The 23,196-nt window shown below is 37.4% G+C and carries 22 protein-coding genes; 20 read left to right on the top strand and 2 right to left on the bottom strand.

Going from position 1 to position 23,196, the window contains the following annotated elements; translation table 11 throughout:
- Nucleotides 1-69: 69 nt before the first annotated feature.
- The 14 genes from FHK89_RS05990 to FHK89_RS05925 all read left to right on the top strand — a co-directional run bounded on the left by FHK89_RS05990 (nt 70) and on the right by FHK89_RS05925 (nt 17,784).
- Nucleotides 70-1,044, top strand: a complete 975-nt coding sequence (locus FHK89_RS05990; RefSeq protein ID WP_230657946.1) for a substrate-binding periplasmic protein — start codon at nt 70-72, stop codon at nt 1,042-1,044.
- 197 nt (nt 1,045-1,241) lie between these two features.
- Nucleotides 1,242-1,655, top strand: coding sequence for a hypothetical protein (locus tag FHK89_RS05985; RefSeq protein WP_230657944.1), 414 nt, complete (start codon nt 1,242-1,244; stop codon nt 1,653-1,655).
- A 481-nt stretch (nt 1,656-2,136) separates the two neighbouring features.
- A complete protein-coding gene (locus tag FHK89_RS05980) occupies nt 2,137-3,051 on the top strand; it encodes a substrate-binding periplasmic protein (RefSeq protein WP_230657942.1) in 915 nt (304 codons plus the stop codon).
- 512 nt (nt 3,052-3,563) lie between these two features.
- Nucleotides 3,564-6,371 (top strand): hypothetical protein, encoded by a 2,808-nt coding sequence (locus FHK89_RS05975; protein ID WP_230657939.1) that lies wholly within the window; start codon nt 3,564-3,566, stop codon nt 6,369-6,371.
- A 73-nt stretch (nt 6,372-6,444) separates the two neighbouring features.
- Nucleotides 6,445-10,416: an AAA family ATPase gene (locus FHK89_RS05970; RefSeq protein ID WP_230657936.1), complete on the top strand. Its 3,972-nt coding sequence runs from the start codon at nt 6,445-6,447 to the stop codon at nt 10,414-10,416.
- Between the two features lie 287 nt (nt 10,417-10,703).
- The gene (locus FHK89_RS05965; RefSeq protein WP_230657933.1) at nt 10,704-11,705 is read left to right on the top strand and encodes a cell division protein ZipA C-terminal FtsZ-binding domain-containing protein; all 1,002 of its coding nucleotides are present in this window, start codon (nt 10,704-10,706) and stop codon (nt 11,703-11,705) included.
- 181 nt (nt 11,706-11,886) lie between these two features.
- Entirely contained in the window at nt 11,887-13,920 is a 2,034-nt protein-coding gene (gene ligA / locus FHK89_RS05960) for an NAD-dependent DNA ligase LigA (protein ID WP_230657932.1), read from the top strand.
- A gap of 93 nt (nt 13,921-14,013) precedes the next feature.
- Entirely contained in the window at nt 14,014-14,502 is a 489-nt protein-coding gene (locus tag FHK89_RS05955) for an Imm42 family immunity protein (RefSeq protein ID WP_230657929.1), read from the top strand.
- Nucleotides 14,503-14,603: 101 nt separating this feature from the next.
- Nucleotides 14,604-14,759, top strand: a complete 156-nt coding sequence (locus FHK89_RS05950; RefSeq protein ID WP_230657926.1) for a hypothetical protein — start codon at nt 14,604-14,606, stop codon at nt 14,757-14,759.
- Nucleotides 14,759-15,652 (top strand): hypothetical protein, encoded by an 894-nt coding sequence (locus FHK89_RS05945; RefSeq protein ID WP_230657923.1) that lies wholly within the window; start codon nt 14,759-14,761, stop codon nt 15,650-15,652. The genes FHK89_RS05950 and FHK89_RS05945 overlap by 1 nt, the downstream gene beginning before the upstream one ends.
- Nucleotides 15,653-15,737: 85 nt before the next feature.
- The gene (locus tag FHK89_RS05940) at nt 15,738-16,037 is read left to right on the top strand and encodes a hypothetical protein (RefSeq protein ID WP_230657920.1); all 300 of its coding nucleotides are present in this window, start codon (nt 15,738-15,740) and stop codon (nt 16,035-16,037) included.
- 145 nt (nt 16,038-16,182) lie between these two features.
- Nucleotides 16,183-16,428, top strand: coding sequence for a hypothetical protein (locus tag FHK89_RS05935; RefSeq protein WP_230657917.1), 246 nt, complete (start codon nt 16,183-16,185; stop codon nt 16,426-16,428).
- Between the two features lie 82 nt (nt 16,429-16,510).
- Nucleotides 16,511-16,846, top strand: coding sequence for a hypothetical protein (locus tag FHK89_RS05930; protein ID WP_230657915.1), 336 nt, complete (start codon nt 16,511-16,513; stop codon nt 16,844-16,846).
- 416 nt (nt 16,847-17,262) lie between these two features.
- Nucleotides 17,263-17,784 carry a hypothetical protein gene (locus FHK89_RS05925; RefSeq protein ID WP_230657912.1) on the top strand — a complete coding sequence of 174 codons (522 nt, stop codon included), beginning with the start codon at nt 17,263-17,265 and terminating at the stop codon, nt 17,782-17,784.
- A gap of 149 nt (nt 17,785-17,933) precedes the next feature.
- Here the strand turns inward: FHK89_RS05925 and FHK89_RS05920 are convergent, their stop codons facing one another.
- Entirely contained in the window at nt 17,934-18,266 is a 333-nt protein-coding gene (locus FHK89_RS05920) for a rhodanese-like domain-containing protein (RefSeq protein ID WP_230657909.1), read from the bottom strand.
- 392 nt (nt 18,267-18,658) lie between these two features.
- Here FHK89_RS05920 and FHK89_RS05915 point away from each other — a divergent pair, with 392 nt between their 5' ends.
- The 3 genes from FHK89_RS05915 to FHK89_RS05905 all read left to right on the top strand — a co-directional run bounded on the left by FHK89_RS05915 (nt 18,659) and on the right by FHK89_RS05905 (nt 21,086).
- Entirely contained in the window at nt 18,659-19,747 is a 1,089-nt protein-coding gene (locus tag FHK89_RS05915; protein WP_230657906.1) for a zinc-dependent alcohol dehydrogenase family protein, read from the top strand.
- Between the two features lie 142 nt (nt 19,748-19,889).
- Nucleotides 19,890-20,345: a GNAT family N-acetyltransferase gene (locus FHK89_RS05910; RefSeq protein ID WP_230657903.1), complete on the top strand. Its 456-nt coding sequence runs from the start codon at nt 19,890-19,892 to the stop codon at nt 20,343-20,345.
- A 288-nt stretch (nt 20,346-20,633) separates the two neighbouring features.
- Entirely contained in the window at nt 20,634-21,086 is a 453-nt protein-coding gene (locus tag FHK89_RS05905) for a GNAT family N-acetyltransferase (protein WP_230657901.1), read from the top strand.
- A 42-nt stretch (nt 21,087-21,128) separates the two neighbouring features.
- Here FHK89_RS05905 and FHK89_RS05900 read toward each other — a convergent pair whose 3' ends face one another.
- Complete coding sequence (locus FHK89_RS05900; RefSeq protein ID WP_230657898.1) at nt 21,129-21,356, bottom strand: helix-turn-helix domain-containing protein; 228 nt, start codon at nt 21,354-21,356, stop codon at nt 21,129-21,131.
- Nucleotides 21,357-21,444: 88 nt separating this feature from the next.
- Between FHK89_RS05900 and FHK89_RS05895 the strand changes: the two genes are divergently transcribed.
- The 3 genes from FHK89_RS05895 to FHK89_RS05880 all read left to right on the top strand — a co-directional run bounded on the left by FHK89_RS05895 (nt 21,445) and on the right by FHK89_RS05880 (nt 23,178).
- Complete coding sequence (locus FHK89_RS05895; RefSeq protein WP_230657895.1) at nt 21,445-21,711, top strand: hypothetical protein; 267 nt, start codon at nt 21,445-21,447, stop codon at nt 21,709-21,711.
- Between the two features lie 283 nt (nt 21,712-21,994).
- Complete coding sequence (locus FHK89_RS05885; protein WP_230656861.1) at nt 21,995-22,306, top strand: transposase; 312 nt, start codon at nt 21,995-21,997, stop codon at nt 22,304-22,306.
- Nucleotides 22,252-23,178 carry an IS3 family transposase gene (locus FHK89_RS05880; RefSeq protein WP_329958687.1) on the top strand — a complete coding sequence of 309 codons (927 nt, stop codon included), beginning with the start codon at nt 22,252-22,254 and terminating at the stop codon, nt 23,176-23,178. The genes FHK89_RS05885 and FHK89_RS05880 overlap by 55 nt, the downstream gene beginning before the upstream one ends.
- The last annotated feature ends 18 nt before the right edge of the window (nt 23,179-23,196 follow it).

The following is a 23,196-nucleotide window of genomic DNA, read 5'->3' as shown; positions in this document are numbered from 1 at the left end:
TTATTGATTTTTAATGGATATAAATGCAAAGTCATAATTTTGGAAATCAAAACTTAGTGAAGTTAGAGTTTGAAAAAAGGAATTGTACAAAAACATCATAATCTGGAATTTTGGAAAATAACTATGAAACCTATTTTGTCTTTTATATTACCTATTTTTTTTGGTTTAAGCCTAGTAGGTTGTAATCAAAAAAATGATGTCAATCAAACACCTGAAGCACAAACAGAAACCACAACAGAAGTGGCTACTGAGACATCAACACCATCTGATAATGAAGCGACAGTTAGCAGCTTACCCGATGATGCTCCAACCCTAATTGTTGGCACAGATGCAAACTATCCTCCTTATGAATTAAAAGATGATAAAGGTAATCCTATTGGTTTTGATATTGACTTAATTCATGCCATTGGTGAAAAAGAAGGGTTTAAAGTTGAAATTTTAGATAGTCCATGGGAAGAAGTGTTTACGAATCTTGAAAATGGAAATCGTGATTTAATAGTAGCAGGTATAACTCATAGTGCAGAACGTGAGTCTAAATATTTATTATCTTCCCCTTATGTGCCTCTACCAAATACTATTGCTTATTTAAATGATAATCTTAAGATTAATAATGTCGAAGATCTGAAAGGCTTAAAATTAGGTGTGTTAGAAAGCTCATCACCTTATCGCTTTTTTAGTGCTAACAATCCTGGTCTAGCAGCCATTGAACAATATCCAACTATTTATCTGACAATACAAGCAATGCTTCAAGGTAAAGTTGATGCTGTCGCAGGTGATTCAGGTGTGATTCGCTATACTTTAAATAATATGGATTTGGGTGATAGTAAGCCTAAATACTTTAATTATGAAGGGTTAGAAGAAAGTGGCGCAAGAAAAGTAATGATCATCAAAAAAGATAATCCTGAGTTATTAGTACAAATAAATGAAGGATTGGCTGCAATCAAAGAAGATGGTACTTATGCAAAATTAACAGAAAAATGGTTTGGTTACGATTTGACGCCAGAGCTAGATAAGCAAGAGCAAATACTAAAAACTGCACAATAATAAGCTTCTAATCTTTAGTATGCTTTAGTCAATCTAGTATTATGGTTTATGACATTATAAAAATCCCTCATTTTATCAGTGAGGGATTTTTTTGTTTATGGTGGCTGCTAAAGATAAAGGTGGGTGAGGATACAATGCTAAATAATTTGAATATAGAATCGTTCAACCTAATTGGCATAATGATTGGTGTTTATTTTATGGTTTCTGCTTTATGGGGCTTATGGGTGTTATACCGTTATCCGTATCGTCCTAAAGTGGGCGTAACTTGCCATTGTTATGACATATTAAGCAGAAAAGTCGGTTGGTCATCAGCAAAATATTATTACTATATTGATGGTCAATTTAGCTTTACATGGCACGACAAACAAATTACGCAACAAGGTACAGGTTTTGAGCCAAGTTTTTATCAATTTTTAAGTGAAGCTGAGGCAGAAAAAAGATTTGAAAATTGGCAAAAAAGAGGCTGTATTGGCTTTGTTGATACTTGCAAACAAAAGGTGATTTTGGATATTCCTATTAATAAAAAAGAGCAGCAAATTCAGTGTTTAAAAGATATTATTTTTGCTGTGGCTGTCCTTGTTTCAGTTTATACGGGCTCAATCCTAGCTTGATAGCTCATTAAAATTAGGCAGAAGACGCCACTTCTTTTCTGTTGTTTCTATTTGTATTTATCTGTGTTTATCAATCATTATTTCAATGAATTTTTCTACAAAAATAGTGGCAGTCAAAAAATCCATCATTTTATTTTGTATGTGATAAAAATTAACAATAAAAATATATCTAATTGATTTTATTATAATAAATAATATTATTCTATATCCATGCTAGTAATAGGGTAAATTTTACTTGCAATTTATTTGTTTACATTTTATTGTGTGTAAAGTGTATTTTATATTACAAGATAATGACATACATGATATTAATTAAATAATTCATTAATAAAGATATATTTTGCGACTAATTTTTTATAAGTTTTGGTTTGCTATTGCAAAAAGGATTCTCAAGATTTGCAATTGTAATATCAGCAAAATTGGAAAGTAAAAAAAGAAAAATCATAAAAAGATATCATCATATAGATTTTAGGGAAAAACTATGAAACCTGTATTATCCATCATATTGCCTGTTGTTTTGGGTTTGAGTTTATTTGGCTGTAATAAAAAAAGTGAAGTAAATCAAATAGCTAAAGTAGAAACAGAGACCACAGCTGAAGTCGTTGCTGAGCCAGAAACTCAAAGTGATACTCAGATACCTATAAGTAATTTACCTGATGATGCCCCTACTATCATTATTAGTGCCGATGCTAATTATCCTCCTTATGGGTTAAAGGATGACAATGGACAGGTGACTGGTTTTGATGCTGAGTTGATTCGAGCCATTGGTGAAAGAGAAGGTTTTAAAGTTGAAATTTTGGGTGATCCATGGGAAGAAACCTTCGATAAGTTAGATAGTGGTAATCGTAATTTAATTATTGGTGGTACAGTATACAGTGATGAGCGTAATGCAAAATATATACTATCAGAACCTTATGCACCACTGCCAAATACCATTGCTTATATAGATAATAATATTACCATTAAAGATGTAGAAGACTTGCAAGGATTAAAATTAGGTGTCTTGGATAGTTCCGCACCTTATCGTCATTTTAGTGCAGACAATCCTGGTTTGATAGCAATTGAACAGTATCCTACCATTTATTTAGCGGTACAATCTATGGCCCAAGGAAAAGTTGATGCCATCGCAGGTGATTCTGGTGTTATTCGCTATACTTTAAATAATTTGGATTTGGGTGATGTTAAATACTATGATTATGGCAAGCTTGATGATAATGGTGCAAGAAAAGTTATGATTGCCCAAAAAAGTAATCCTGAGCTAATTAAAAAAATTAATTTAGGATTGCAGACAGTAAAAGCTGATGGTACCTATACAAAGCTAACACAAAAATGGTTTGGTAAAGATTTAACAGCAGATTTAGATAAGCAGAATCACATGTTGGATACGGTGCAGTAATAATATTTATAAGAATTTAGTGTTTAATATATAGTCGATCCAATAAAATATTAATGATATTATAAAAACCCCTCATTTTATCAGTGAGGGATTTTTGTATTTATGGTGGCTGCTAAAGATAATGACATATAGCGCAAACCTAATTTAATAGTGCACTAAAATTAAGTAGAGTCTGTTGAACTTTCACCCCGTCAGGCTAATATCCACAAAGGATATAACTACTTTTTACTTTCATGTAAAAATTGGCTAAATTTGTATGATAAAGCGTTAATGAACTGGTAACTTGTTAATATCCTGCTGTTATTAACAAAAGCTACCTGCATTCATTGCCTTGACTAAGACACTATTTGTTAAAATCAGTATCTCAATTTTTCCTATGAAGATAAATGTTCAACAGACCCGAGAAATATTTAAAATTTTTTATATGAAGATGTCATGGTTTAAATCATGGACATGCTAATGGAATCGGTTTTTATTGATATTACTGGTACATAAACTTTAATGAGCTAATTATGGCAACCATTGATTTTTTAGCACACAAACAGCCCACCTTAGCAACGGTGCAAGCCTTAAAATGCTTGCACTCTTTTTTTACAAATAATGTAGAAGATGATGAGTTTGCTTTTACTAGCCAATTACAGCAATGTCGTTTAGATTATAGTTTAAATAGTCTCAAACGGCTTGATGTGTTGCTAGATAGCTTGCGGACACAGATATTTGTAAATATTGAGACATTTATTCAACAACCCAAGTATTATAATTTTTTGCGATTGCTGGCATTTTATTGTGGCGAAGTGGTAGGGCGGGCACGTCAGCAAGCACCCATTTGGTATGATACGACTATTGATATAGCTGAAAGTCCTACCTTTGAGTCAACTTATGCTCCCCAGTTTAGCCATGCTTTTATTTGTCGTTTTATCACCTATGATAACTTTAATAAAAAGACATGCGATTTTTTGCCATTAGTGGCTATTTATGAATGCTTATTTAGTGATGCACCAAAAACAACGCTTTTTGCCAGTATTGCCTATTTTATTCCTGATGATATAAATCCATCTGAATCACTGCCTGAGCCACCCCCACAAAGATTGGCATTTTTGGGCAAACAAGCTTTAATGCAGACCCCTGCTCATCATCTTGCCTATCTACAAATACTGCCTTATCAATGGATATTAAGCGACCCACTTTATAAACAAATGCAATCTTTGGGGAGTTTATACCAACAGGGGCGGGTAGTATGGGCAGCGTTGGTACAAGCCAATAATGGGCTATTTGAAGTAGGAGAGTATCAGTCTTACCCTGCTGAAGTGGTGTTTGACCCCAGTGGACGCACCGATGTACAAACTTTACGCAAGGTGGCAAAGCGTTTATTTACTCTCAAAGGCAGTCAGCCTGTAGAATCTGACAAAGCCGAATATGCTGAGCATATTACTAAAGAATATACAAGGTTATTTGGTCGTGTTCCCAGTGGTATGACCCACATGCCATTATGTGTGGCGAGTATCTTTATTTGGCGACCACATCTGCCCAACGGTATATTATCCCATAATTTGTTTCCTATTTTAATTACTAACAATAGTTCAGCAGTGACTGTATTACCTGCCCGTTATTGGCAACATACTGAGTTTTATCAGCAGTGGTTAGCCATTAATAGGCAGACTGACATCTCTACCAATTCTCAAGGTACTCAAGAGACAACAAATGCCTTTATTAGCTTATTAGAGCAAGATGCAGATTTTTGGCACGGGTATACTGAGCTTTTATATCCGCAAGCTGAAGAGTTACCCGATTTGGGTAAATCAGCCCAGCAGGTTATTTATAGTCAACCAGTTAATGAAGATAATCAATGGTTTATCAAACGCTGTGCTGCGAGAAGTCAATCTAATTATCGGCGTTTTTATGAAGAACGTCCTGATGAAGCTGACATTCAAAACTGTATGGCTCAGCTACAAAGTGGGCATGGCACGCATTATAATAAACAGGTGCAAAAATATGCGACTTTACGTTTGGCAGATTTTAGTGAGTTATTGGCAGAGCTGAGCAATGAGCAATACAATCAATCCTTACAGCAATCTGCGTTGCCCAAAGTTGCCAAAATTTTACAGCAACCTCAAATCAGACCATCACAAACCATAAAGTTAATTCGGTATTTGACGCTGCAAGCCAATAAGGGACTGATGGCGTATAAACGCCAACCCAATGACTTCAAGGCAAATGATAAGCAGACGCAACAGCCATTACGTAGTAGTACTACTGCCATGCTGTATTTGAGCTATCTGTATTTGGTGGGCAAATTTGTATCGCAATTTATTGAAGAAGCAGGATTTTGGCTAAATTCTGCTTTAAATATGGGTGATTGGCGAGCGAATCGTTGGGTAGCAGAAATTTTATTGATTTGTCCAGCGGTAGCGAGTGATATTTGGCAGAATCGTGTTTCTAGTGAAACGAGTTATTTGTGGTTGAATGTAAAACATTATAGCAATAGCGATATGACAATGTTTGATGAGCAACAGCACGCCTATCTACAACATCGCCCAGCCGTGTTAGAAATAGTACGCAATCAGTTGGTGCAGGCAAGTGACAAAGGTCACCCTGTTGCACAAAGACGTTTACAACAGCTTATTGATGCACAGATTTTGCCTGTGAGTATCCCTGAAGAGCGATTGCGTAATGCTGAAGCGTGGATGCTTGATTATCTTAATCAGCACACTGATGAGCAATATATCATCTCAGATGATGGCACGATTAATAGCGTAGAAACGGTTAATAATACTTCATGGTTGTCCACCATTGTGCAATGGGGAATAATCATTGGCATATTATATGCGGTTTGGCGGTTGTTTGTTGCTGACAGTGCTGATGATACAACATATAACATTGAGCCAACCAATAGTAGCCAAATGGTTGCTCAACAAGATAGCAGTACTCAAGATAGCAATACTCAAGATAAGAACAGCACTGCTGATAATGAAAAAACGGCTAAAAGCGATAACCCCACAACTTCAGCAGCCAATACCACAACAGATACTGCCAACCTACAAAAAGCGGTTTCCCAAGTACGCCAACATATTCCGACTACTTTTAGTTTAGATTCTAATATGCGTATAACGGGCATTGAGCAGATGAATAATAAGGTAATTATTGATATTACTTTAGCTCAAGAAGTGATGGTCAGTATTCAAAATGCCCAGTCATTATTTTGTTATGAATCTTTATTACAAGTGATTAAACAAGAAAATCCAGCAGTCACATTAAGGTTTCAACGTCCAAATGGTGAGCATTTTTATGATATTGATATACAGCCAAATGAATGTCGATAAAATTTAAACCTTATTGCTGTTTTCGGTTAAAATACCCTTCTATTTTTCTCTTAGTTCTTCATATATTTAACTCATGCGTCTAAAATCCCTCAAACTGGCAGGCTTTAAATCTTTTGCCAATCCGACCACCTTTACCTTTAAGCATGGCATTACTGCCATTGTAGGTCCTAATGGTTGTGGCAAATCTAATGTCATTGATGCCATTCGTTGGGTATTGGGTGAAACCTCTGCCAAGCAGTTGCGGGGTGGGGCGATGAGTGATGTTATCTTTGCAGGTACGCAGGATAAAGCGGGCAAAAGCCTTGCCAGTGTTGAGCTGACCTTTGAGCATACCCAAGATGAACACACTGGCATACGCCATGAGCTAAACCTATATCACGAACTGTCAGTGCGTCGTCAGGTTAATAAAGAGGGCAAATCCGACTACTTTATCAATGGCACACGCTGTCGTCGCCGTGATGTGATTGATGTATTTTTGGGAACAGGGCTTGGTTCACGTAGCTATGCAGTGATTGAGCAGGGTATGATTGGGCGGATTGTTGACTCAAGCCCCATGCAGTTGCGTGAGTTTATCGAAGAGGCAGCAGGGGTGTCACGCTATCAAGCCCGCCGAGAAGAAACGCAAAAAAAGCTGGAAAAAACCGCAGAAAACCTAGCCCGTCTTAATGATGTCAGCAGTGAGCTTACAAAACGACAAAAAACGCTTGCCAAACAAGCCGAAAATGCCAAGCGTTACCAAACTATTCAAACTGAATTAGAAGAAGTACAAAAACAGCTTGCCATCACTCAACTGGTCAATGCCAAACTACAACAACAACAGCACAAAGCCCAATTTGATAGCTTACAACAGCAAATCAATACTGAGCAACAACAAATCAGCAGTCAAAAAACCAAACTGGCAAAAATAAACGAACGACTTGCTGAATCAGAATGGCTTAAAGACAATGCCAACGAGCGACAGCACCAGCACCAGCTTGCCCTACAACAGCAACAACACCAACTACAAAGCCTACAAAATGAGCTAGAGCAGGACGAACGGCGTTTGCAAAATCTGCTTACTAAGCAACAGCAAAACGTCAAAGAGCAAGCTGAGCTAACCGACAGTTTGCAACAACAGCAAGCCCACCTTGATAAGTTGCAACCACAATTTGACACCCTACAACAACAGCTAAACGACCAAAACCCTGAACAAAACAGCCAATCACTTGCCAAGCTAGACAAACAATGGCAACAAGTGCAACAACAGCTAGGAGTATTGCAAGATAGCGAGCGACAACTTGAGCAACAGCATGCCCTAGCCAAGCAAGCGCAAGAGCAAATCAACAATCAGCTGAATAGATGGCAACAAAAACAGCAACTCTGGCAACAGCAGTGGCAGGCTTATCAACAAGCCAATCAGCAAACGAGTGAAGTCAGTGATGACAATCCCAACCTGCCTTTTGCTGAGCAGATTGAGCAACTTAACGTACAGATTGCCAGCCTAAACCGTCAGCAAGACAATATTGCTGATGAAAGAGAGCTACTACAACCTAAGTTTTATGAGATTAAACAGCAATTATTAAACCAGCAAAACAGCCATAACGGACTAGAGAAACGTCATGCCAGTTTATCAGGTCAGTATGATGCCCTGCACCGTATTGTTTACCCCCCAAAGCCTCAAACACCACAGCAAACCCAAGCAACACAAAACAGCCATAAACAAAATATAGCCAATCAATCTAACCAACCTACAAACAACTGGCTATCTGAGCTATCTGAGTTATATAAGCTACCAAAACTCAGTGAGCAAATTGCATTAAGCCAACAAGGTAAAGCATTTGCCAATACTCTGGATATGTGGCTTGCAATGTGGTTAGACAGTCGGGTGTTTGCTGATTTTTTTAATGATGAATTAAATGGGACGGTAGTAAAAGATAAAATAAATTTTGCGGTATTAGCACAACTTAGCCAACAAATACACAGCCAAACAGACAAGGGTACTGATACAAAGGCGGATAAAAAATCAGGTAAAAAAACGGATAAATCTAAGCAATCTAAGCAATCTAAGCAATCCAATCAACAAGCTGATAACAAAGCTCAATCCATTAATCAGCCCATTAATAGTATCTGGTTTACTCAGTCTGAAAGTAATAACAACTTGTTAACTGCTGATAAGCAACACGCCTTATCCATCGTGCCACTCTCTGAACTGATTGCCAAACCACAACTGGCAGTGTGGCAACAGTGCTATTTATATATTGGTGATGATAATAATGCTAAACCGACCACGCATACTTTGAGTGTATTATTAAAAAATCTATCTTTGGGGGCGATTGTTTTAACCAAAACAGGGTGGCTGATTAGCCAAGTTGGGGCAGTGCATATCAGCAAATTGGCAGATAAGAATTATCAAAATAATGCCAATCAAGCCCACTTTTTAAGCCAACGCCTAGAAAAAGAACAGCAACAAGCACAGTTAGCACAGCTTGAAGAGGAACTTGAGCAATTAGAAAGCCAACTAGATGATAGCAATCAACTTAGCAAACAACTCTCCACTGAGCATGACCATCTTAGCGTTAACCTAGAAGAGTTAACCGCCCAAGCCACTGCATTAACCCAAACACAGCACCAAACACAAGGGCAACTGCGTGAGCTACAAAATAAATTTGAACGGCAACAAAGTGAGCAAGCTCGTTTGCAACAAGAGCGTGAGCAACTTGAACAAGAAAAACAAGAATTAACCACTGAGCAAAACAAGCTAACTGACAAACTAACAAATGTCACCCAAGACTTAGCAGAGTTACAACCCAAACTGAGCGACTGTCAACAACGCAATGAGCAACTGGCAGAGCAAAGAGCGACTGCCCAACGTCAACAGCAAGAAAACGCCAATGCCCTGCAAGCCTTACAGCTTGAAATACAACAAAGTAAATTGGCGATACAACACCAACAGCAACAGCTTGAAAAGCTACAAGTGGAAGCTGAGCGTTTACAGAGCAGTGAGCAAAAAACTCAAGCTTATTATCAAAGCAAACAACAAAAATTGCCCAAACTAGAAAAGGCAGTAAAAACGGCTAATCAAGCCCATCATGAACAGCAAATCGCCTTTGAAGAACATCTTGCGAGCGTTAATGGGTTAAAAAATGAGCAGGCACAGCACCAAGCTTTGCTTGATGAGTGGCAAAATAAATTAACCCAGATTCAGCAGGCATTTAGTGAGTGTCGTAGTCAGCTTGCCGTTGCCAATGAACGTATCACCGAGGCAAGTGAACGCTTGCAAGCCTTAGATAGTGGCATTAGTCCCTCCACCATTTTAGCAGAGATGATTGCTCATGGCGGTGAGCAGTGGGCAAAACGCCATGCCTCTAATAGGAATAACTTAGAGCAACTACACCAGAAAGAAAGTCAGCTAAAACAACAGCTTGATAAAATTGGGGCAGTGAATTTAACCGCCGTTGCCGAGCTTGAGGAAGTTGATGCCAGACTTGCCCCATTACAGCAACAGATTGATGACATTCGCCAAAGTATGGACACGTTAACCGATGCCATCGCCACCATTGATAGCAAAACTAAAACCTTATTTATGCACACCTTAGAGGCGGTCAATCGTGATTTGGCAGAGTTATTTACCAAAGTGTTTGGCGGTGGTCATACCAGTTTAACTTTGCAACAAGATGATAGCTTGAGCAAAGCTGAGCAGTGGCGGGCGGGCATTGAGCTAATGGCTCAGCCAAAGGGTAAGAAAAATAGCCGCTTGGCGGTGTTGTCAGGAGGCGAGAAAACCTTGACCGCATTAAGCCTGATTTTTGCCATTTTTAAACAGCACCCAGCGCCATTTTGTGTGCTTGATGAGGTTGATGCCCCCTTAGATGATGCCAATGTTGGACGTTTTACCAACCTGATTCATGAGCTAGCAGGTGAGGTGCAGTTTATTTTTATTAGCCATAATAAACTGGCGATGCAAATTGCCGATGAGCTAAAAGGGATTACCATGCCAAATGCTGGCATATCGACATTGGTCAGCGTTACTTTAGATGAGGCAGAGCAGTATTTGACTGCCTCATAAATAGATAAAATAAAGTGATGATGTCATGAGTTAAGGGCAGGTGAATGGATAATTGCTTGGTGGATAATATAAGGCAATTTATTTCATTTTCTATTAATGACGATGATTGCTAACCATGCTAGACTACAAATATTCATCCGTATTTGCATATTTCTGAGTCAATACAAATAGTTTAATATACTACGCACTATCACTGTGGCATCACTGTATAGTCATAAAAAGGGTTATCGCCCGTTTGCTCAGTATACTTGTTTTATAGCTGTTTTATTTATAGAGGCATTGTTATCATGACCACTACCCAAATTATTTTAATTGTTGTTGCTGTTTTTGTTATGTTGGCAGGGTTATATTTTATTTACCGTGGTATCAAGCGTCGTGAAGTAGAAAATGAGCAAGCGTTGGTGCGTGATAAAAATGGCATTCCCATTTTGCCCCGTCATGAGCGTAATATTGTTGATCCGCCAGATTTTGATGATACTGTGGGTGGTGAGACGGTCATTACTCCAGACCGTAGCCACTTAAAAGCCGTGGTTGATGAGGATGTGAATCATTCAGTGACTGCTGCTGATACGCAAGATTTTCCATCAAACACTTTAGATGAACCTAATGTAGATGTGCAAGCCACTAATAATCAACCAACCTTTCAACAAACTGTTACCCAGCCTTCTACTGATGAACAACATCAACAGCCCGATGCTTTAGAAAATACACCTGATTTGTTCTCAAGTTTGGCTTCAGCCACTGCCAGTATCACCCCTGTTGTTGAAACAGCTGATGAGCCAGAGTTTAAAAAAAATAGCCCTGTATTAGATAAACATTTACTCAGCACGGCTGAGCAAGATCAAAATAGTCCACTTAATAATGCCACTGAAAACGTCAATATTACCCTTGCACCAGCAGATGGTACTACCGGCATTAGTGGGCAGACGCTGCTTGCCATTGTTGATAAATTTGGTATGAAGTATGGTGCAATGAATATGTTCCATCGTTATCAAAATAAAGATGGCACAGGAATTTTGTGGTTTAGTATGATGGGGGTGACCGAAGAAGGTGTTGCACCTTTTGATTTAAATACTTTGCCAAAATCTACTTATGATGGTTTGGTATTATTCCTATCACTACCTCACCCCAAAGCATTACATGGTTTTGATACCATGATCAGTATTGCTACATTAATGGCAAAACAATTAAATATGGTATTGCTTGATGAGCACAATGAGCCTTTAACCACAGAGCAAAGACATCAACTTAGATTGCAAGTACAGACTTATCAACAAAATCAGCATTAGAGTGGTTAAGCAAAAACCAGATCAGTGCTTAGTATACTAATTATCCCAGTCAATATATGGCTGGGATTTTTATTTGCTATTTGATAATAGATATGTACGACAGTCACACACGTATCTATATAATCTTGCTATCATAACCCTACTTTTTTTTCTTTAAAAACTTAACAAAAAGATGGCGATTATGAGCAAGCAAACTTCTACCAATTCACAAATTATCCAGCAAATGCGTACCCTAATCAAAGAGCTACGCACCCATAATAACGCCTACTATGTGCTAGATAATCCTACCATCAGCGATAATGAATATGACCAGTTGCGTTGCCAACTTGTTGACTTAGAAACCCAGCACCCCGAGCTTATCCAAGCTGATAGCCCCACCAATACAGTGGGTGATAAACCTTTGCCATTTTTTACCCAAGTGACTCATGATATCGCCATGCTATCACTGGGCAATGTCTTTAATCGTGACGACTTGGGTGAGTTTATGCGACGGGTCAATGATCGTTTAAGCGATGCCAAGCAAAATCCAGAATATGAAATGGAGCTAAAACTTGATGGCTTGGCGGTGTCCTTAAAATATGAAAATGGACAATTTGTGCAAGCGGTAACTCGTGGCGATGGCAAAGTGGGTGAGGACATCACCCAAAACGTCAAAACCATTCGAAACTTACCGTTAATCCTCGAGCAAGCCAATGATATTGAGCTACTAGAAGTACGTGGTGAAGTGCTTATGCCCAAAGCAGGCTTTGAGAAGCTCAACCGAGAAGCCGAGCAAAAAGGTGATAAAACCTTTGCCAACCCTCGCAATGCGGCGGCTGGTAGCCTACGCCAACTTGACCCCAATATCGCCAAAACCCGACCTCTTGCTTTTTATGCTTATTCGGTTAATCAGGGCTTGCCAGAGTATATCCATACCCAAACGGACGCACTGTATTGGCTCAAAGATTTGGGCTTTACGCTAAGTGATGTGCAAATCGTCAAAAATCTTGATGAAGCACAAGCCTACTATCTATCGGTTATCGAAAAACGTCCTGATTTGCCGTTTGAGATTGACGGTACGGTGATAAAGGTTAATGACCTTGACTTGCAAGCACAGCTTGGCTTTTTATCACGAGAGCCACGTTGGGCGACTGCTTATAAATTCCCTGCCGAAACTGTGATGACTCGGCTAAATGCCATTGAATGGCAGGTTGGACGTACAGGGCAACTCACCCCAGTTGGTAAGTTAGAGCCTGTGCAAGTCGGTGGGGTCACTGTTAGTAACGTTACCTTGCATAACTTTGGCGAAATTCAGCGATTAGATGTGCGTGCAGGCGATACCGTTAGCGTACATCGGGCAGGGGATGTGATTCCTAAAGTCACCCGAGTATGGGAAGAGATGCGTCCTGATGACAGCCAGCCTGTGACTTTGCCTAAGCAATGCCCTGTCTGTGATTCGCCAGTGGTATTGCCTGAAGGTGAAGCATTGGCACGTTGTAGCGGTGGACTGTTCTGCCCTGCACAGCAACAAGAGGCGTTAATCCACTTTGTATCAAGACGGGCGATGGATATTGATGGCTTGGGTGAGCGTTGGCTGATTAGCTTTTTTGAACAGGGACTTATCAAAACCGTTGCCGATATTTACCATTTACAAGAACATCAAGAAGACTTGGTAAACTTCGAAAAATTGGGTGAAAAATCAGTGCAAAACATGCTGACTGCCATTGAGAACAGTAAAAAAACCACTTTGCCTAGATTTATCTATGCTTTAGGGATTCGTGGCGTGGGTGAAACCACCGCACAAAATTTGGCACAACAATTTGGCGATTTGCCTGAGCTGATGTCTGCCAGTATCGAGCAATTACAACAAACCCCTGATGTCGGTGATATCACTGCCGAGCTGATTTTTGACTTTTTTCGAGCCGAGCATAACATCGAAGTGATTACTGCATTGCAAAATGCAGGCGTGCATTGGGATAAAGTGGAACAAATCGCCAATGCAGACTTGCCATTAGATGGGCAAACGTGGGTGATTACAGGCACACTAACCAGTATGGGACGAGATGAGGCAAAAGCCAAACTGCAAGCGATGGGTGCAAAAGTATCGGGCAGTATTTCTGCTAAAACAACCGCTCTGCTGGCAGGTGAAAAAGCAGGTTCAAAACTTACCAAAGCAGAAAAGCTAGGGGTGAAGGTAGTGGGTGAGGAAGAGTTTTTGGGATTGGTGGGGGAGTAGGTTTTTATTGAGGGGCAAAGTGGGTGGGTTCGGGACTTGCTAACCCACCTTTTGTTACTAATGATATAAGCAAAAATATTAGAGAAAAAAGAAATGATTTTTGGTAATCCTGATAAATTTGCAATATATATAGATGAGGTAAAGGACTGGTCATATCCTGATTTTAAGGAAGGGATATTTGCCTATATTATAAAAAATCAGATAATACCAAATAATTGTTTTGGCATCTCAAGCACTTTAAGTAGTTATTGGAGTGAGTTAATTTTACATTATAATTCTAATCAAGATTTATCTAGAGAAAACCAATATATTTTTGAGCTTGATGATATTGAGGCATATAATTTATTAGATAAAATGCGTTTTTCAGATGTTGATAATAGTCAGGCTTGGACATACTCATTATTAGTAGGAGATATGATTGATGACAGTAATGAGGTATATTTAGTAACTTTTAATGATAAAGAAAAAATATTCTTTAAGGCCAAGGATACAGGGTTTATCACTTGTTTAGAATTATCAAAAGGTACTATTGATAAAGTATTGTTAGATACTTATCACTGGTGCTTGGATAATTTAAAATAAGAAAGTTATTAAAACTAGAAAAATCTGTATCTTTGGGGTTTATTTGGGTCTGAGTTAAATATTTGGTATACAAGTATTTATAATTTTAAGGAGTCATAGATATGGAAAGAGAAGTAGTAATATATTCACAAAAATATAAAATTTGTAGCTTTCTTGGTAAAGTTGTTGATACCAGTCGCCATAGCGAAACAGAAGTTTATGGAGATGCTGATAGAGTAAACGCAAGTGTAACAGTACATGATGAGTTTTTAAAATAATGACCTCAACTCAAGCTCCAACTCATTATATCTATCAAACATTTACTTATATCAGCCTATTTGTATTGATAGCGGTGATGACGCAAATTTTTATTCCTATGCAAGGCTTGGGGTTTGTTTTATTTATAGTCGCTTATGTTATTTATTTTTATTGGCAAGGTTATTTTAAAGATATCAAAGCCTTTTCAGTTACCATGATTTTGCCCTTCATGTTATTGGCGTTTACGGATATTGGTTCAGCGGTTGGCTATATCGCTATCTTATTGGTTTTTGCTTTTGTGTTGTATTTGCATTATCAACAAAAACGCCATGCCCCTGTATTACCTAGCTTATCTGATTTATCAGCGATAAAGTCTGCAGAGCAGTTACCCGCTATTAAAATTCAAGGCAAAAGATATGACTTATTAACCGTCATAGTGATACTGTTTTATGTCCCCAGTTTGTGGTTAGGGTTATATTGGATAATGGGTGAATTAAGCAATATCATTTTGCAAAAAAGCAATCTGGATTTAGGGATTATTTTATTAAGCATGTTGCCATTGGGTTTTGCTGTATTGTGTGTTTTAGCTGGCAAAAATTTGGTAGAAAACAATACTGCCAAAGTAACGTCAGTATCGTTAACGCTAACGGCTGATAAATTAATCATTCAAGATGAGCAAGGTATTCAAGAGATTACATGGCACAATATCTATGATATACACTTTAGAAATCTACATAATCATAAAAGTCGCTATTTAGTTATTAACTTTTATCAGGGTAGTCATAACCCTAATAATCAGCAAGAATATCAATTTTATCTAGACCCACTTCCTTATGATGGCAAAAATATTACAGAGTTGGTGCAACAGTATTTCTATAAAGTACAAGGGCGAGAAGTTGCGACTATTTTGTAGATTTTAAGGTATGCTATCGCTAACCCACTCTATGCTACTGGTTTAGCGGGTGCTTCTGATGGTGTGTATGGAATTAGGACATAGTGTGAAAAATACTGTAGTCAAATCTATTGTTTTAATACTTATTATCATCGTTGTTTACGCTACCTATCCTTTTATATTTTTAACTGAAGATGTTAAAAACTTTTGTAAAGACTTGGAAGCTTCAAATCAAACATTAAGTTTTGACATTATAATAGACAAAGCAGAAAATAAAGGTTTTAGATTTTATAAAAACGAAACAAAAAGAACCTTGCTAATAAGCGACCCAAGAACCATAGGAAAGTTTACTTGCACCATAAAATATGAAAATAATATATTGCAGTATACTTATCTTGATAACTAAAACAAATAAATGTGAAGATCTATATGATATTTGGATTTTTATAAATCCAAAAAATACAAGAATGGGAAAGTATCAAATGGTCAAATTAAATAAAATATCGTCAATCTTTATCCTTATAATTATTTTTATTGGAGTAATAATATATATGTTTAATAAAGACGACTATGGTTTATTTCGAAAAGCTTATTATAATGCCTCTTTAGAGAGGTATGAGTATAAACCATTAAATAATAATGAGAAAAAACAGATGATAATATTTTTGGACACTCGCAATATTTCTTATGAATTACGACAAAATGAGGTTTTTGTTGAACGTGATATTGCAAATAATCCCGACCTACTCGCCAAATACACAAAAGATTTTGAAAATGAATACTTGCAAGATAAATAATAAGAGTTGCAACGAAAAACTGAACAACAATGAATTTGATGCTACAGATTATTGGAAAGCATAGATTACAGACTATAATCCATTGAGTGAATTAGCCTATCTATTAGGAAAATCTTTATTAGATGGTGAAGTGAAGTTGAAAGCTAAAAAATCTGGAACTAATTATAGTTTGACTGGGACTGTTAATATGCTATGGCATGATCCGTATGACGGGTATGAGGGACAAAGTTTCTATATACCAAGATCAGGTGAGCGACAAGATAACAATGCTATATTTTTAGAGAGACATGGAGGATCTAAAAGCTTTGAGCTTAGGTCAGAATGGAAATTAGGTTTCAAAGGAGAATATAACTCAAAAAAAACAAGAATGGGAAAGTGTCAAATGCTCAGATTAAATAAGTCATGTAGGGCGTATTAGCGACTGCATAACGTGCCAATTTTTTATGTGGGTTATGCCATCGTTAGCCTACCCTGCATTTTAACCATACATTACTAAAGCTAAAAATTAGATTATAAATCTAAGATATAAATATATATACTCAAGTATTATAATAGCTATCGAAAGTAAAAATTGAATAAAAAGTTTATACAATACTTCCCATCTATCTAATTTGTTAAGTTTTATAATGACGGTGACAAAATACGCATTATCAGAGAAGTATCAGAACGACAAAGTATCAAAATAGAAAAGTAAGGCAGAGTTTTTGCCTAATGACGCGGAGAGTAACTATAAATTGAGCCAATACCTGTAACAAAAGCTAAGATAATTTTTTAACACTTATCTAGGAAAAAATTGTTTAAATACAGCATATCCAATTCAATAGGACTTCACTAGTGAAATTAGAAACCAACTTAGGAGAAATTAATTTAAATCCTAAAATAATTAATGACATAATTTTGGATATTAATTATTGGGCTTTAGATAATCCAGACTTTGATTATTCAATATTAGATATTATTACTTATTGTATTCAAAATTCCCTTATAGAAAGTACAAATTTTGATTTTGTCATTGGGCTTGATGCCTCGATATTAGGGACATATAAATATGATTTTTCAACTTGGATTTCTAGTTTGCCATTTATTTTAAATAATATTAAAAATTTAAAAAGTTTTGAAATACAATTTCCAACACGCAAGACTGGTAAAATATTTATATTTGAATATAAAAATAATACCTATGCAATAACAACTAATTGTAATAAGAATTCTAAAATTATAAATATAATTGAACGTATTGGGGTAAATGACTTAGAGAAAGTATTTAGAAGTTTTAAACTTTTATATATTAAGTTTGTTAAGGCAAATTTTGAGTTGCAATTATCTAAATATATTAAATTACTAGAACTTATCTAAAATTAAACACAGATTTATGCGTTTGTTTGGAGTGGTTCAAGGTATATCATCATTGACCCTAATACAGGTGCTGGTGCATATATGATTGGGGGTGGGATTGATGGTAGCAGTCATAGAGCCGTATCAGATGCCCTCCCTATAGTCAAAACCTACCCCTCAACAATCACCATACCTGCTGATTTTGCCCCTCTTGTGCCACCAGTCAGCACCACAATATCACGACTGTTATCCAGCTCATTTAACATATTTGCAAATCTTGGTGCTTTGCTACCACCGCCACATAGCACATAAATTGTGCCTTCGCTTGCGTCTAATAAATCTTTATTTACACTATCATTAACAGGCTGATTAACCGCCCCCTCAATATGCCCTGCCTGATAAGCCTTAGGGTCACGCACATCATAAATGGTGGCAGTTTGCACAGTTAACTTATTATCTGTCAATTCTTGAGCAAGCTTAGTGACATGAATCTCTCTAATCATGGGGTTTCCTTAATATCTGCATACTGGGTTATCTAATACTAAATTGTCTGGTGGATAATGGTGGCAGAGATAATAGTGATAAGCAACAGCATGATTGACCTGATTCATATCAGACCATCATTCTTATAATAAAATTATAATATTTAATTAATAAAAATTAATAGTATTTTCTCAGTATTATTCATTTTTTACTAACTTAATTATCAGTTTATATGACATTCTTATGACTAATGTTATGTTATAACATGTTGATTATAAAAGAATTTTTATCCTTAATATAATTGTGGATTACAAAGAAAAAGTGTATAATAAACCCATAGCAAAAGAAGCTTCTAAGCTACAAATAACAAATAAATTTAACCTAAAATTTAATACAATAATAGGAGCTAAAAATGAGCGATAAAATGCAAGCAATGGTTTATTATGGCGGTGACGACATTCGTTTTGAAGAGCGAGATAAACCCACCATTTTGCAACCCACCGATGCCATTATCCGTATGACCAAAACCACCATTTGTGGTACAGATTTGGGTATTTGGAAAGGTAAAAATCCAGAGATTGAAGAAACCGCCAAAGCCGAGACTGGTGAGTGGAATGGTCGTATTTTAGGGCATGAAGGTATTGGTATCGTTGAAGAAGTGGGCGATAGTGTACGCAACTTTAAAAAAGGCGATAAAGTCATCGTATCTTGTGTTAGCCGTTGTGGCTCGTGTGAAAATTGCCAAAAACAACTCTACGCCCATTGTGAAAACAAGGGTGGTTGGATTATGGGCTATATGATTGACGGCACACAAGCCGAATACGTGCGCACCCCTTATGCCGATAACTCTTTATATAAGCTACCTGAAGAGCTAGACGAAGAAGTGGCGGTATTCTTATCCGATGTGCTACCAACAGGGCACGAAATCGGGGTGCAGTATGGTGATGTCAAACCCGGTGATAGCATTGCCATCGTTGGTGCTGGTCCTGTCGGTATGGGCGTGTTATTGACGGCACAATTTTACTCACCTGCCAATATCATCATGATTGACCTTGATGACAATCGCCTAGAAATGGCAAAAGAAATGGGGGCAACGCATACCATCAATTCTGGCTCAGATAATGTTATTGAGCAAGTGTTAGAGATGACTGGTGGTAAAGGCGTGGATTGTGCCATTGAGGCAGTGGGTATTGCCCCAACGTGGGATATTTGCCAAAAAATTGTCAAAGCAGGTGGTCATATTGCCAATGTCGGGGTACATGGTCAGCCCGTTGAGTTTGAAATCCAAAAACTATGGATTAAAAACCTAACCATTACAACGGGTCTAGTCAATGCCAACACCACTGGTATGCTACTGAAGTCTTGCTGTTCGGGCAAATTGCCACTAGACAAATTGGCAACACACCATTTCAAATTCGCAGAAATGGAAAAAGCCTACGATGTGTTTAAACACGCCTCAGAAGAAAATGCGATGAAAGTGATGATTGATTTTGATGAATAATTTATCGTTATTCTAGTTATTCGTTATTTAAAAAAATCCCCGATATTTATTATTGGGGATTTTTTTTGTGGTTTGATTTATAACGCTAACTCTATATGATGGATAGCCTGTATTTTTATAAGTAGCGACTAGAGATAATAAAATGATTGATATTGATAAAGCCGAATTAAGTGACGTAAAAAGTATTATTCAAGTGATACACAATAGTATTTTATCTTGTCATGCTGACCATCATAATAATCAAGCCAGTATTGATGCGTGGTTAGCCAATAAGACAGAGGAAAACCTAGCTTTATGGATAAAGCATAATTATTCACTTGTTTGTAAACAGGTGGAGAAAATCGTTGGGTTTTTGCTGATATCAGCAAAAGGCGAGATATTATTAAATTATGTAGAGCCAAACCAACAGCAACAAGGTATTGGCAAACGTTTATTAGATACTGCAAAAGTACATTATCACAATCAAGGTATTAATGAGCTAAGTGCAGAGTCAACCATTACCGCCAAAGCGTTTTATCAAAAAAATGGCTTTGAAGTGATAGATGAGATAGCCGAAGAGGGTAAGCTGGTGGCTTATCGTATGGTTTGTAAAATTTAAGCGTTTTAAAAGAGAGAATATTCTCTGCTTATAGGGTCTGTTGAACATTCATCTTCATAGGAAAAATTGAGATTAAATTTGTCTTAGTCAAGGCAATGAACGCAGGTAGCTTTTGTTAATAACAGCAGGATATTAATAAGTTCATTAACGCAGGATAAGGTAAATTTAGCCAATTTTTACATGAAAGTAAAAAGTAGCTATATCCCTTGTAGGTATTAGCCTGACGGGGTGAAAGTTCAACAGACCCTAATAAGTGTGTCAAAATTCACTTCACTCAAAGGAAATCCCATGCCCATTATCAAACCCTTAGCACCTAACGACCATGAGCATTGGCTTAGACTATGGCAGGGCTATCTTGACTTCTATCAAACCACGCTAAGTGATGCGGTGATAGACAATACTTGGCAACGTATTATCAGCAATGACAGCGATATTTATGGCTTTGGAGCGTGGATAGATAAAGAAGACGAGTCACTCTTAGTCGGCCTTGTGCATGTGGTATTGCACCCCAATACATGGAATGCCAGTGATTGTTGCTATTTAGAGGATTTGTACGTTGGTGAGTGTGTGCGAGGGCAAGGTGTGGGTCGGGCATTGATAGAGCAGGTGTATACGTTTGCTCAATCCAAACATTGCAATCGGGTGTATTGGGTAACGCAAGCGCACAATACCACCGCCCGCAAGCTATACGATACACTGGCGACAAAGACCGATATGGTGCAATATCGCCATGATTTATAGGACTAATTATATGGTTGTTAACTTTAGTATCTCTACTAATGTCTAACAAACAGAGTTAATGGTGTCGCCTGCATTGATACCTAGGATAGTACAAATTTCTATATATTCAAGTACATCCAATTTTCGCTCAAAACCTTCAATTTTTGCGATAAAAGATTGAGGTTTATCAAGTTTGTCTGCAATTTGTTGTTGTGTTAAACCCCCATCTTTACGTGCTTTGACTAATACTTGAATGAGTTGTCTGTACGTTTCATTGTAAATTGTTTTCAAGAATAACCACATTTATTTAAAAATATGATTGCTATTTTTATCCTTTTTTAGGATAATCCCATTTTAGGATATTTTGAAGGAGATAATTATGCGGTCTTTATGGATAAGTTCATCAATAATATTGTTATTAACAGGTTGTGCTAGCTCAGCGGAGCGTCAATTCATGCAAGGATGTACAGAGGATATGGGAGCTATGAGTAGCGGAAAGAAAGTTTGCGCCTGTATTTATGAAAAGTTAGAAGATACCTATGGAGAGGAGTCTTTAGAACGTATGAACGAAATGGGATATTTACCAGAAAGTTTTGGTGAAAATGCAATGAAGTTTACTGAACAGTGTATGGGGATATCAAAATAGAACTGTAGAAAAAATTTCAATTTTTGAAAAAGGGTTTCATACATGAAGAATATTAAAGCGTTCTTATTAACGGGTTATGTCTCCATAGGCTTTATCTATGCAATTTATAGTAATTTTTTTGGACAATATCAGTATAAAAGTTTTGCCTATAACATTGGTAGAGCCTTAGTGTGGCCCGCATCAATGTTTCCTTCCGTTGGCAAGTTTTTAGGTGGGATTGTAGTGTCATAATAAAACTGGACAGCAACTAAGAGGTTATACTAACTTAAAAAAGGAACTTAGTATGACCAAACAGCGTAGCAAATTCACCCGAGAATTCAAACTTGAAGCCATTAGTGCCGTTATTGACGAAAACCGTAAAATCAAAGAAGTGGCCAACTCTCTGAACATTGGTATCTCAACGCTTGATAACTGGGTGCGTAAGTATCGTCAAGAACAGCAGGGTATTGGACCAGTCAAAGGCAATGCTTTAACTGATGAACAAAGAGAACTTCAGCAACTACGTAAGGAGAATAAACGCTTACGGATGGAGCGTGATATATTAAAAAAGGCTTCCGCTCTGCTAGCATTGGACAACCTGAAAGACTATCGCTAATTACTAAGTTATCAGAGCAAGATAAACAAATTAGTAAAAGCCAACTGTGTAACTTACTTGGTATTGTCAGAAGCAGTTACTACTACAGCACTAAGATTAAGCCAATCGATATCGAAGCTATCAAGGTTAAAGCGTTAATTCGCCAGATATTTAATGACTCTAATGGCTCAGCAGGTACGCGCACTATCACAGCTATCTTATGGCATCAACACGGTGTTAGGTTGTCTCGTTATAAAGCAGGTAAGTTTATGAAGCGTATGGGGCTTATCAGCAGACAGCTTAAGCAACCTAAGTACAAACACTGCGATGAGGGTCACAAGATTCATGACAATACCTTAGAGCGCAAATTTAGTCCCATAGCACCTAATCAAGTTTGGACTGGGGATGTGACTTATATCCGTATCAAGGGTGGCTGGTGCTACTTAGCAATCGTTTTGGATTTATATGCTCGGCGCATTGTAGGCTTTGCTGTGTCAGATTCACCTAATAGCTTATTAACTGGATCAGCTTTAAAGATGGCTTATCACACTAGATTAAACCCTGCTGGGGTAATGTTCCACTCCGATCAGGGGAGTCATTATACCAGTCTTGAGTTCTCTATCTATGTGAGTGAGTGCAGTGATATGACTCACAGTATGAGTCGCCGTGGCAATTGTTGGGATAACGCTCCTACTGAGAGATTCTTCAGAAGTTTTAAGACTGAATGGATGCCAAAGGTTGGCTATGAGAATATTAAGGAAGCTAAGTGTGCTATTAATGAGTATATTTGGGGTTATTATCAAACCATCAGACCACATACTTTCAACAATTATCTGACCCCATTAGAGAAAGAGAAACGTTACTTCAATCGAAACCTCTTATCTGTTGTCTAAATTTAGTTGACCACTACA

Origin of the sequence: Psychrobacter sp. I-STPA10 (genome assembly GCF_021012795.1) — a bacterium.
Lineage (GTDB): Bacteria > Pseudomonadota > Gammaproteobacteria > Pseudomonadales > Moraxellaceae > Psychrobacter.
This window is presented reverse-complemented; position numbering and strand designations above follow the sequence as displayed.

Coding starts and splice junctions, on each gene's coding strand:
- FHK89_RS05985 (WP_230657944.1), top strand. CDS start 1,242: ATGGTTTCTGCTTTATGGGGCTTATGGGTGTTATACCGTTATCCGTAT.
- FHK89_RS05980 (WP_230657942.1), top strand. CDS start 2,137: ATGAAACCTGTATTATCCATCATATTGCCTGTTGTTTTGGGTTTGAGT.
- FHK89_RS05975 (WP_230657939.1), top strand. CDS start 3,564: ATGGCAACCATTGATTTTTTAGCACACAAACAGCCCACCTTAGCAACG.
- FHK89_RS05970 (WP_230657936.1), top strand. CDS start 6,445: ATGCGTCTAAAATCCCTCAAACTGGCAGGCTTTAAATCTTTTGCCAAT.
- FHK89_RS05965 (WP_230657933.1), top strand. CDS start 10,704: ATGACCACTACCCAAATTATTTTAATTGTTGTTGCTGTTTTTGTTATG.
- ligA (WP_230657932.1), top strand. CDS start 11,887: ATGAGCAAGCAAACTTCTACCAATTCACAAATTATCCAGCAAATGCGT.
- FHK89_RS05955 (WP_230657929.1), top strand. CDS start 14,014: ATGATTTTTGGTAATCCTGATAAATTTGCAATATATATAGATGAGGTA.
- FHK89_RS05950 (WP_230657926.1), top strand. CDS start 14,604: ATGGAAAGAGAAGTAGTAATATATTCACAAAAATATAAAATTTGTAGC.
- FHK89_RS05945 (WP_230657923.1), top strand. CDS start 14,759: ATGACCTCAACTCAAGCTCCAACTCATTATATCTATCAAACATTTACT.
- FHK89_RS05935 (WP_230657917.1), top strand. CDS start 16,183: ATGTTTAATAAAGACGACTATGGTTTATTTCGAAAAGCTTATTATAAT.
- FHK89_RS05920 (WP_230657909.1), bottom strand. CDS start 18,266: ATGATTAGAGAGATTCATGTCACTAAGCTTGCTCAAGAATTGACAGAT.
- FHK89_RS05915 (WP_230657906.1), top strand. CDS start 18,659: ATGAGCGATAAAATGCAAGCAATGGTTTATTATGGCGGTGACGACATT.
- FHK89_RS05910 (WP_230657903.1), top strand. CDS start 19,890: ATGATTGATATTGATAAAGCCGAATTAAGTGACGTAAAAAGTATTATT.
- FHK89_RS05905 (WP_230657901.1), top strand. CDS start 20,634: ATGCCCATTATCAAACCCTTAGCACCTAACGACCATGAGCATTGGCTT.
- FHK89_RS05895 (WP_230657895.1), top strand. CDS start 21,445: ATGCGGTCTTTATGGATAAGTTCATCAATAATATTGTTATTAACAGGT.
- FHK89_RS05885 (WP_230656861.1), top strand. CDS start 21,995: ATGACCAAACAGCGTAGCAAATTCACCCGAGAATTCAAACTTGAAGCC.